At 60.6% G+C, this 9,928-nt stretch carries 12 protein-coding genes and 1 tRNA gene; 9 read left to right on the forward strand and 4 right to left on the reverse strand.

The genetic code is table 11. The annotated features are described in order from the left end of the window. Positions 1-255 precede the first annotated feature (255 nt). The 7 genes from NW838_RS02190 (at position 256) to gatA (ending at position 4,441) form a co-directional block, all read left to right on the forward strand. Positions 256-555: a ferredoxin gene (locus NW838_RS02190; RefSeq protein WP_011433206.1), complete on the forward strand. Its 300-nt coding sequence runs from the start codon at positions 256-258 to the stop codon at positions 553-555. 173 nt (positions 556-728) lie between these two features. Then, positions 729-1,109, forward strand: coding sequence for a hypothetical protein (locus NW838_RS02195; protein WP_414357119.1), 381 nt, complete (start codon positions 729-731; stop codon positions 1,107-1,109). Between the two features lie 59 nt (positions 1,110-1,168). Continuing rightward, entirely contained in the window at positions 1,169-1,855 is a 687-nt protein-coding gene (locus tag NW838_RS02200) for a Uma2 family endonuclease (RefSeq protein WP_414357117.1), read from the forward strand. Then, positions 1,846-1,918, forward strand: a tRNA-Ala gene (locus NW838_RS02205). The genes NW838_RS02200 and NW838_RS02205 overlap by 10 nt, the downstream gene beginning before the upstream one ends. A gap of 102 nt (positions 1,919-2,020) precedes the next feature. Next, complete coding sequence (locus tag NW838_RS02210; protein WP_414357116.1) at positions 2,021-2,338, forward strand: hypothetical protein; 318 nt, start codon at positions 2,021-2,023, stop codon at positions 2,336-2,338. Positions 2,339-2,445: 107 nt separating this feature from the next. Next, entirely contained in the window at positions 2,446-2,742 is a 297-nt protein-coding gene (locus NW838_RS02215; protein WP_414342514.1) for a hypothetical protein, read from the forward strand. Positions 2,743-2,908: 166 nt separating this feature from the next. Further along, the gene (gene gatA, locus NW838_RS02220) at positions 2,909-4,441 is read left to right on the forward strand and encodes an Asp-tRNA(Asn)/Glu-tRNA(Gln) amidotransferase subunit GatA (protein ID WP_414357115.1); all 1,533 of its coding nucleotides are present in this window, start codon (positions 2,909-2,911) and stop codon (positions 4,439-4,441) included. Positions 4,442-4,458: 17 nt separating this feature from the next. Here the strand turns inward: gatA and psb28 are convergent, their stop codons facing one another. The 4 genes from psb28 to gyrA all read right to left on the reverse strand — a co-directional run bounded on the left by psb28 (position 4,459) and on the right by gyrA (position 9,129). Beyond that, positions 4,459-4,773, reverse strand: coding sequence for a photosystem II reaction center protein Psb28 (psb28, locus tag NW838_RS02225; RefSeq protein WP_011433213.1), 315 nt, complete (start codon positions 4,771-4,773; stop codon positions 4,459-4,461). 31 nt (positions 4,774-4,804) lie between these two features. Then, positions 4,805-6,004 carry a glycerate kinase gene (locus NW838_RS02230; protein WP_414427420.1) on the reverse strand — a complete coding sequence of 400 codons (1,200 nt, stop codon included), beginning with the start codon at positions 6,002-6,004 and terminating at the stop codon, positions 4,805-4,807. Between the two features lie 38 nt (positions 6,005-6,042). Beyond that, complete coding sequence (locus tag NW838_RS02235) at positions 6,043-6,414, reverse strand: DUF760 domain-containing protein (RefSeq protein ID WP_011433215.1); 372 nt, start codon at positions 6,412-6,414, stop codon at positions 6,043-6,045. A 186-nt stretch (positions 6,415-6,600) separates the two neighbouring features. After that, positions 6,601-9,129 carry a DNA gyrase subunit A gene (gene gyrA / locus NW838_RS02240; RefSeq protein ID WP_414427421.1) on the reverse strand — a complete coding sequence of 843 codons (2,529 nt, stop codon included), beginning with the start codon at positions 9,127-9,129 and terminating at the stop codon, positions 6,601-6,603. 191 nt (positions 9,130-9,320) lie between these two features. On the opposite strand from gyrA, the gene NW838_RS02245 reads away from it, so the two are divergent. Both NW838_RS02245 and NW838_RS02250 read left to right on the forward strand, forming a co-directional pair. Then, positions 9,321-9,587: a hypothetical protein gene (locus NW838_RS02245; RefSeq protein ID WP_255344550.1), complete on the forward strand. Its 267-nt coding sequence runs from the start codon at positions 9,321-9,323 to the stop codon at positions 9,585-9,587. 90 nt (positions 9,588-9,677) lie between these two features. After that, positions 9,678-9,928, forward strand: a 251-nt coding sequence (locus tag NW838_RS02250; protein WP_414427422.1) for a SulP family inorganic anion transporter, incomplete at its 3' end; no start/stop codon positions are given.

Genomic DNA, 9,928 nt, shown 5'->3' on the forward strand with positions numbered 1-9,928 from the left:
TTCTGGACAAGATCAAAGGTGACGTGGGTCACAGACACCGGGCAGGGTCCCGGGAAGGAGTCGGGTGGCGGCTTCTGGGAGCAAAGCAGGTGGAGCCACCGGAAGAGCAGTCAGAATCCTTGCCCGGCATGGCTTTTGCGGATCCACCTGGAAAAAACCGGAAGATTTGCCTATTTCCTCACAAAAGGATGCTTGATCCGGGGCAGAAGGGTGGCAGGATGAGGAGTGGATGTTTTTTCTGGAGACCCAACCAGGATGGCTACCTACAAGGTCACTCTGATCAACGAGGAGCAAGGCTTGAACGTCACCATCGATGTGCCGGACGATGAGTACATTTTGGACGTGGCGGAAGAGCAAGGGATCGAGCTGCCCTATTCCTGCCGCGCCGGTGCCTGTTCGACCTGTGCCGGCAAGCTGGTGAGCGGCACGGTGGATCAAAGCGATCAGTCCTTCCTGGATGATGATCAGATCGAGCAGGGCTATGTGCTGACCTGTGTGGCTTACCCTACTTCCGACTGCACCATCATCACCCACCAAGAAGAAGCCCTTTACTGATCGAGCTTGAATTTCCGTCCTCAACCCCAGCCCCTCTTCCAAAGAGAGAGGGGTTTTTGTTTTGGGTGGCCCAAGGGGGTGTTCGAGCGCTCCGCGCTGCTGAGGCCCTCACCCAGAGGGAGAGGAGAATTGGCAGTGGTAGGATTTCCTTATTCTGTAGTGCTTCAGCAACCATGACCCCTGAGCAAGAGCAGTGGCTGATTCAAGCCATCCAGGAGCTACAAGCCTCCCAGAGAGAATTGCAAGCCTCCCAGAGAGAATTGCAAGCCTCCCAAAGAGAATTGCAGGCCGCTCAGCAGGAGCTGCGCCTTGTCCAACAAAACCAGCAGGTTTTGATTCAAGAGCTGCGGGAAGGGCAGGCGATGCTGGCCCAGTTTTTTCGCGAGTCAATGGATCGGTTTGATGAGCGCACCCGGGCTATTGAACGGCGCACGGAAGCTGTGGAACGGCGCACAGAAGCACTGGAACGGCGCACCGACCAGATGGCGGAAGAGATGAGGGAGATCCGGCAGGAGATTCGGGATCTGCGCCGCGATTTTTTGGAACGGCGTTGACTGCCAACAGACCGAGCGCTCACAGCCCTGCTCCCAGAGGAAGAGAGGGGTTGTGCGAGATGACAAGGCTAGTATGGCAGCAAAGAGACTTTTGGCCGAGACGGTTTATGGCTTTGGCAATGGGATCCGTTTCTGCACCATCAAGAGCTCGCCTGAGTTTGGCGGAATACCTTGCTTATTCGGATGGCAGTGATACCCGCTATGAGCTGGTGGCAGGGGAGTTGGTGCCCATGGCTCTTCCAACCGGACGGCATGTGCAGATTCAAAACTTTCTCAGCCGAGTTTTCGAGGCAGAGATTGCACGGCAGCAGTTGCCCTGGACAGCGATACAGGGGAGCCCAGGGATCCAGTCGCCGCGGGGCAGCCACCGGTGGGATACGGTGCGGATCCCGGATGTGGTGGTGCTGCCTCTGGAGCAGTGGCAGGAGATGGGATCCAGAGAGGCGTTGATTCGCCTGGAGGAGCCGCCGCTACTGGTGGTGGAGGTAGTCAGTGAGTCCAGCCGGGCAGCAGACTATCGGGCCAAGCGGGCGGAATACTGCGTTTTGGGAATTGGCGAGTATTGGATTGTCGATCCGCTGGAAGAAAAAGTAAGCCTGCTGCTGCTCCACGAAGGCTGGTATGATGTGCTGGAGCTGCAAGGATCCGAGCGGCTGCCCTCGAAGGTTTTTGTGGGGCTGGAGTTACAGGCGGGGGAGATCTTGGCTGCGGATTCGGGTTATTCTGGTAAAGCCGCGGGGAGTTAGCTCAGTTGGTAGAGCGCTGCGATCGCACCGCAGAGGTCAGGGATTCGAGTTCCCTACTCTCCATTGAGGTTTTGGATTTGGATCCCTTGCCCCCGATCCCTCTCCCAGGAGGAGAGAAGAGTTAGTGGTGGTAGGATTTCCTTATTCTGTAGTGTTTCAGTAACCATGACGCCCGAGCAAGAACAGTGGCTGATTCAAGCCATCCAAGAGTTGCAAGCCTCCCAAAAAGAATTGCAAGCTGCCCAGCAGGAGCTGCGTCTTGTCCAGCAAAACCAGCAGGTTTTGATTCAAGAGCTGCGGGAGGGACAGGCGATGCTGGCGCAGTTCTTTCGCGAGGCACTGGATCGCTTTGACGAGCGCACCCGAGCCATTGAACGGCGCACGGAAGCCCTGGAACGGCGCACTGACGAGATGGCCCGAGAGATGCGGGAGATGCGGCAAGAGATTCGGGATCTGCGCCGCGACTTTTTGGAACGGCGGTAACTTGGGCTCAAGCGCTCTGCGTTGCTAATGTAACCATCCCCGGATCCTTCTCCCAGGAGGAGATTTAGGGTGGTAGGATTTCCTTGTTCTGTAGCGCCTTGGTAACCATGACACCTGAGCAAGAGCAGTGGCTGATTCGGGCCGTCCAGGAGTTGCAAGCTGCCCAGCAGAACCAGCAGGTTTTGATCCAAGAGCTGCGGGAAGGGCAGGCGATGCTGGCACAGTTTTTCCGGGAGGCGCTGGATCGCTTTGACGAGCGCACCCGAGCCATTGAACGGCGCACGGAAGCTGTGGAGCGCCGCACCGAAGCTTTGGAACGGCGCACTGACGAGATGGCCCAAGAGATGCGGGAGATGCGGCAGGAGATTCGGGATCTGCGCCGCGACTTTTTGGAACGGCGGTAACTTGGGCCCAAGCGCTCTGCATTGCCGACGCCCTCACCCCCAGCCCCTCTCTCTCAGGGAGAGGGGAAATTGGCGGGATTTTGGGTAGGAAGGGATCCCACCTAGATTAATCTAGAGGAACTTTGTCTGGCCTCACTGGCATTTGCCCTTCCCCACGAGTTTGCCTATGTCTGTCATCCGTGCCCTACACAGCCAGTTGGTAGCCAAAGAGCGCTCGGCGGAGGAGATCGCCCGCGAGTACCTGGAGCGCCTGGCCCAACTGGAGCCGCAGCTTAAAAGCTTTATTACTGTGACCGAGGAACTGGCTCTGCAACAGGCCAGGGCGGTGGACGCCCGCATTCGGGCCGGGGAGGCGATCGGCCCTTTGGCCGGGATCCCGCTTGCCGTGAAAGACAACCTCTGCACCCAAGGGATCCGCACCACCTGCGCTTCCCGGATGCTGGAGGGGTTCATTCCCCCCTATGAATCAACGGTGACGGCGCGGCTGGCGGCTGCGGGCATGGTGACGGTGGGCAAGACCAACCTGGACGAGTTTGCCATGGGCAGCTCCACGGAAAACTCGGCCTTTCAGCGCACGGCCAATCCCTGGGATCTGACGCGGGTGCCAGGGGGATCCTCTGGGGGATCGGCGGCGGCGGTGGCTGCCGACCAGGCGGTGGTGGCTCTGGGCTCGGATACGGGGGGATCCATCCGTCAGCCTGCAGCTTTTTGCGGGGTGGTGGGCCTGAAACCCACCTATGGGCTGGTGTCCCGCTACGGGCTGGTGGCTTTTGCCTCGTCTTTGGATCAGGTGGGGCCGTTTGGGCGCACGGTGGAGGATGTGGCCCTGCTGCTGCAGGGGATCGCCGGCCATGACCCAATGGACTCCACCAGCTTAAAGGTGCGGATCCCGGACTACAGCCAAGCCCTGATCCCGGACATCAAGGGGTTCAAAATCGGGGTGATCCGCGACTTGCTGGGGGAAGGATGCGGCGAGGAGACCCGCGCTGCCGTCCAAGCAGCCATTCAACATCTGCAGGAACTGGGGGCCGAGATCCTGGAGATCGACTGCCCCAGTTTTCGCTACGGCCTTGCCACCTATTACATCATTGCCCCTTCGGAAGCCTCTGCCAATTTGGCCCGCTACGACGGGGTGAAATACGGCCTGCGGGAACCTGCCGACTCGCTGCTGGCCATGTATGGCAAGACCCGCGCCCACGGCTTTGGGCCGGAAGTGAAGCGGCGCATTATGATCGGCACCTATGCCCTCTCTTCGGGGTATTACGACGCCTACTACCTCAAGGCCCAGAAGGTGCGCACCCTCATCAAGCAAGACTTCCTCAGGGCTTTCGAGAAGGTGGATGTGCTGGTCAGCCCCACCACCCCCACCCCAGCCTTCAAGCTCGGCGAGCGGGAGGATCCCCTCAGCATGTACCTCTGCGACCTGATGACGATCCCGGTGAACCTGGCGGGTTTGCCGGGGCTGAGCCTGCCCTGCGGGTTTGCCGATGGGCTGCCCATTGGCCTGCAAATTGTGGGCAATGCCCTACAGGAGAGCAAGGTGCTGCGGGTGGCCTATGCCTATGAGCAAAGCACCGACTGGCACAAGCGACGGCCCCCGCTAGGGCAGCCCTCAGTTGAAGAGGGCCAGGAATCCGATCCCGGCCAACCTCAAGCCAAGCGCAGATCCGGCAAAAGGAGCAAAAAATCCAAAAGCTAAGGCGGGAAGGGCGGCAACTAGGCCATGCCCATCTGGTTGGCCGCTGAAAAGCGTTCCATAAAGCGCAGGAAGCGATCCCACTCTGCCTCGGTTTCCATGTCGTAGGTCACTTCCAGGGCTTTGAATTCCCCGTTCAGGAACTTGGCCCTGATGTTGCGGGTGGTCAGCTCCCCTTCCTCATCGATCATCCGCATGCCGAGGATGTTTTGCGTATCGGATTTTAGATCCTCGAAGCGGAAAATCGCGGATCCCCGGTTGCCGGTCTTGGATTTCAGCACTCGCACCTGGGTGGGCACCTCTTGGATGCCGGGGGAGAACTCGATACTGGCCATGATGTCCTACGAAACACGATGATTTAAGCCATTATAACCGGCCAATCCCCGCATCCTGCTCCAGAAAATCTCTCAGCTCCTGGGCCGTCATCTGCTCCAGGTGATGGCCGGCCTGCCGTTGGGCTTCTGCCACATCGGGGATCCGGTCGCACAGGGCGCCAACCCGAAGGGGAAGAGGCTGGGCTGCCAACCCAGCGCGCGCTGCCGGAGTCACCTGGCCACAGAGGATGAGCAGGGGTTTTTGGGCTTGGATAGCCTGCTCCAGCACGGCCCCCACCACCTTTCCCATCGTGCTTTGTTCGTCGAGGCAGCCCTCTCCGGTGACGACCAGATGGCAGCGGCGGATGCGCTCCGGCAGGGCCAATTGCCGCGCCAAGAGCTGGATCCCGGACTCCAGAGTGGCCTCCAAAAAAGCCACCAGACCTGCTCCTAAGCCGCCTGCGGCTCCGGCCCCCGGGATCCCGGCCACGGCCTGGCCCAAATCTCGCTCCACCACTTGAGCCCACTGCTGCAGCGCCTGCTCCAACTGCTGCACCTGGGAAGGGGTGGCGCCCTTCTGGGGGGCAAAGACGGCGGCGGCTCCCAACGGGCCAGTGAGGGGGTTTTGCACATCGCAGAGGCCGCGGACCCGTTTCCCCTGCCAAACAGGCTGTTCGGGGGGCTCGATGCGCGCCAGCCGGGCCAGCTCCGCCCCACCCCAGCCGATGGGATCCCCAGCTCCATCCAACAGGCGATAGCCTAAGGCCTGCGCCATGCCCGCCCCTCCATCCACGGTGGCGGATCCCCCCAGACCTATCCAGATCTCGGCAATAGGCTCTCGGCAGACGGCCCGCAACAGCTCTCCCAGGCCATAAGTGGTGGTGCGGGTGGGATCCCGCCGCTCCAGTGGCACCAAGGTCAGGCCGGCCACCTGGGCCAGCTCCAACAGGGCCAGCTCTCCTGCCACCCCGTACTCCGCCCAGACGGGATCCCCCAGGGGGCCGGTGACCCACAGACCCTTTTTCTCTCCCCCCAGCGTCGGCAGCAATACCTCTAGGGTGCCCTCTCCCCCATCGGCCAAGGGGAGCCGCTCCACCTCGGCCTCCGGCAGCACCTGTTGGATCCCGCGGGCCATGCTCTCTGCCGCCGCCGTGGCTGTTAGGGATCCCTTAAAACTATCCGGGCAAACCAAAATCCGCCGCGGTGGGCTGCTGAACTGGGATCCCTTTGCCTGGAAACCCGCATCCAGCATGGAACCTCCTCGGCGGCGCTAAAAGGTGGATTGCAAGCCTAGCCCTCCTCCTCTGCTGGCGAAGGCTGATCCGCGCTGGCAGGCTGGGAGGCACTGCCCAAAGATTGCTCCAGGGCTAGGCGCTGCTCCATGACCCGCAGGAAATAGCCGCCCATCATCGCGCCGGAGAGCATTTTGGCCAAGCTCTCGCGGTTGGTGATGATCTGAACCCCGAATTGATCGGAGGGCAAGCTCCCCACCAAGCTGCGGATGTTGTGGCCCAAGATCTCCAGCACTTCTGGGGAAGAATTGCGGGCAATATCCTGAAAGACGCTGGGATCCTGAGATTGCAGGTATTGCCAGAGCCGGTTGTCGGGGCTCGGAGTTTGCACTGCCTCAAAACCAGGGATGAAGTTCAACGGGCTCGCCATGGAGTAACCAAGCTCCACAAACACAGCAGATGCCATCCCAACCGGGCCGCTCGGCCTGATCCCACAGGCCTTTGCCGTTCCCGGAATTTGGGCTATCCCAAAGGTAACACCCCATCCTCACCCTCTCCGGTACGGGATCCCACCCTTCTGCGGCGGCAAATGCCGTACCTAAGTAACGGCCGGGGATCAAGCGCTGGCTTCTGAGGTTTCCTCCTCGGCAACCAAGGCAGCGGGTACCACTGTAACTCCCACAATGCTGTCTTCCGGATCCAGGCGCTGCACCAGCACCCCGGTCGCCTCGCGGGACTGGGTGGGAATGGCCTTGGCCAACTGGCGCATGACAATGCCCCTGGCGGTTACCAACAGGATCTCGTCTTCGGCATTGACGATGCGCAGGGCCGCCAGCTCGTCCGACGCCTGGCGGAACTTGGTGGCGATCACCCCCTTGCCGCCGCGGTTTTGCTGGCGGAAATTGTCGATGGCCGAGCGCTTGCCCCGCCCTTCTTTGGTGATCACCAGCACCCAAGGGTTAGCCAGCTTCTCCCCCTCTCGCTCGGCAGCCATCACCGATTCGGCAGAGATAATATCCATGCTGACGATGTCATCGCCGGCGTTGAGGGTAATGGCCCGCACGCCCCGGGTGGCCCGTCCCAGAGGGCGCAGTTGCTCGTCATCCGCCGGGAAGCGAATGGACATGCCTTGGCGGGTCGCCATGACCACATCATCGCTGGAGCGGGCGCGGCGCACCCAGCGCAGTTCGTCGTTTTCTTCCAGAGAGATGGCAATCAGGCCGTTGGAGCGTACATTGGCAAAGGCGCTGAGGGCCGTTTTTTTGATGTAGCCGCCGCGGGTGAGCATCACCAGATATTCGTCGTCGCTGAACTGGCTCACCGGCACCATGGACGTAACCCGCTCTTCCCGGGTGATCGGCAGCAACTGAACGATGGCGCTGCCGCGGGCGGCGCGGCTCCCCTGGGGGATCTGGTGGGCGGGCAGGGTATAGACTACGCCCCGATTGGTGAAAAAGAGGATGGTGTCGTGGCTGCGGCAGGCAAAAAACTGTTCGATGGCATCGTCTTCTTTGATGCGGGCGCCGGCTTTGCCGCGGGTGGCTCGCCCCTGCACCTGGAACTCCTCAAGGCCCATGCGCTTGATATAGCCCTGCTCGGTTAGAAAGATAACCGTCTCCCGATTTTCGATCAGATCATCCGTTCCCAGCTCCCCATCCTCCAAACAGAGGCGGGAACGGCGCGGGCTGGCAAAGCGGGCTTTGAGCTGCTGCAGCTCTTCGCTGATGATCTGCATCACCCGTTCTCGGCGGGCCAGAATATCCCGCAGGTCGGCAATTTGCCTCACCAAGTCTTCGTGCTCGGCCTGAATTTTTTCCGCTTCCAGAGCAGTCAGGCGGCGCAGTTGCATTTGCAGGATCCCGTCGGCTTGGGCTTCGCTCAGGCCCAACACAGCCTGCAATTCCTCTCGGGCTGTGGTGGTATCGGCGGCTCCCCGGATGAGGGCAATCACCCGATCCAACTGCCCCAAAGCCAAGAGATAGCCCTGCAGTAGGTGATCCCGCTCCTCGGCTTTTTGCAGCTCGTAGCGGGTGCGCCGCTCGATCACCTCTTCCCGAAAATCCAGAAAAGCCTGCAGCGCGTCCCGCAGGGTCAGGGTGCGCGGCTCGCCGTTGAGGATGGCCAGCATGTTAACCCCAAAGTTGGCCTGCAGGGGGGTTTGCTTGTAGAGGTTGTTGAGCACCACCTGGGCTTGGGCATCCCGCTTTAGCTCGATCACCACCCGCATGCCGCTGCGGTCGCTCTCGTCACGGATGTCGGCAATGCCTTCCAGCTTTTTCTCGTTGACCAGCTCGGCGATCTTCTCAATCATGGCTGCCTTGTTGGTTTGGTAGGGCAGCTCGGTGATGATGATGGCATCCCGAACCGGTCGGCCCCGCTGCTCTATGGTTTCGACGGTGGCCACCCCCCTCAGGGTGATGGAGCCGCGCCCGGTGGTGTAGGCTTCGCGGATGCCCTCTTGGCCCATGATCAGCGCCCCGGTGGGGAAGTCAGGGGCGGGGATCCACTGCATCAACTCCAGGCTGGTCAGGTTGGGGTTGTGGATGAGGGCGATCAGGCCGTCCACCAATTCGCCCAAGTTGTGGGGCGGGATGTTGGTGGCCATGCCCACGGCAATGCCGGAAGAGCCGTTTAAGAGCAATTGCGGGATCCGCGCCGGCAGCACCAGCGGCTCTTGCTGGGATCCGTCGTAGTTGCCCACAAAATCGACGGTGTTGGCGTCGATATCCTGCAGCAGGGCTTCTTGGGCAAAGGCGGTCAGCCGACACTCGGTGTAGCGCATGGCCGCCGGCGGGTCGTTGTCTACAGAGCCGAAGTTGCCGTGCCCATCCACCAGCCGCTCCCGCATGGAGAAATCCTGGGCCATGCGCACCAGCGCATCGTAAACCGCCTGATCCCCGTGGGGATGGTATTTCCCAATTACATCCCCCACCACGCGGGCACACTTGCGGAAGGGGCGATCCGCCGTCAGGCCCAACTCGTGCATAGCGTAGAGAATGCGGCGGTGCACCGGCTTCAGGCCATCCCGCGCATCTGGCAAAGCCCTCCCGACGATCACGCTCATGGCGTATTCCAGGTAGGACTGCGACATCTCCCGCTGCAGGTCGGTGGAGATGATGCGCGCCGTCGATTCGTTGTCGCTCATGGGGTTGGGTTATCGTTGAGGGATCCCAGTCGGCCTTGGCGCAGTGGGTTCATGGAAGTTTATCGAGAAGCCAACCTTGGCCGTGGCAGACTGAAGGTGATTGAATTGAGCAGAAAGCTTTTGTATTCCCAGTCTACCATTCGCCCTTTGTGAAGGCTGGCTGACTTCCAGTAGGAGAGGCTCGGTGGTTCATCGGCGGCCCTCTCTACAGCCTCATGGATCGAGATTTACAGGTGGGCCAAGCGGAGCTGATCATTACCCTGACCGGCATCGACGACACCTTTTCCCAAACCATCCATGCTCGCCACTCCTACTTGGCCGATGAGATTCTCTGGAACCACCGATTTGCCGATATTCTCCACCTGGACAGCAATGGGCATCGCTATGTGGACTACTCTCACTTTCACACAACTCTACCGGCTCAAGCCCCATGCCCTCGCTTGGAGGGGAATCCTTGAGGGAAACTATAGAAGAAAATCTATTCTCTAGCATGATCTCTATAGTAACGTTCAATGATAGGCTGCCCATAGCGTGGAGGGCTTTGGGGCATGCTGAGCCAAGCGAAAGAACAACAGTCCGGCAACAGGAGATTTCTGGGTTGGCACCGACGTCTGAGCCTAGACAACTGGCGCGGGGATCTGTTCGGCGGGTTGACGACGGCGATTGTTTCCTTGCCGATGGCCTTGGCCTTTGGGGTGGCTTCCGGGGTAGGGCCAGTGGCGGGCTTGTACGGAGCAGTGTGTGTGGGCTTTTTTGCGGCTCTGTTTGGGGGTACGCCCACGCTCATCTCCGAACCCAC

Origin of the sequence: Synechococcus sp. R55.2 (assembly GCF_047462075.1) — a bacterium.
In the GTDB taxonomy this organism is placed as follows: Bacteria; Cyanobacteriota; Cyanobacteriia; order Thermostichales; family Thermostichaceae; genus Thermostichus.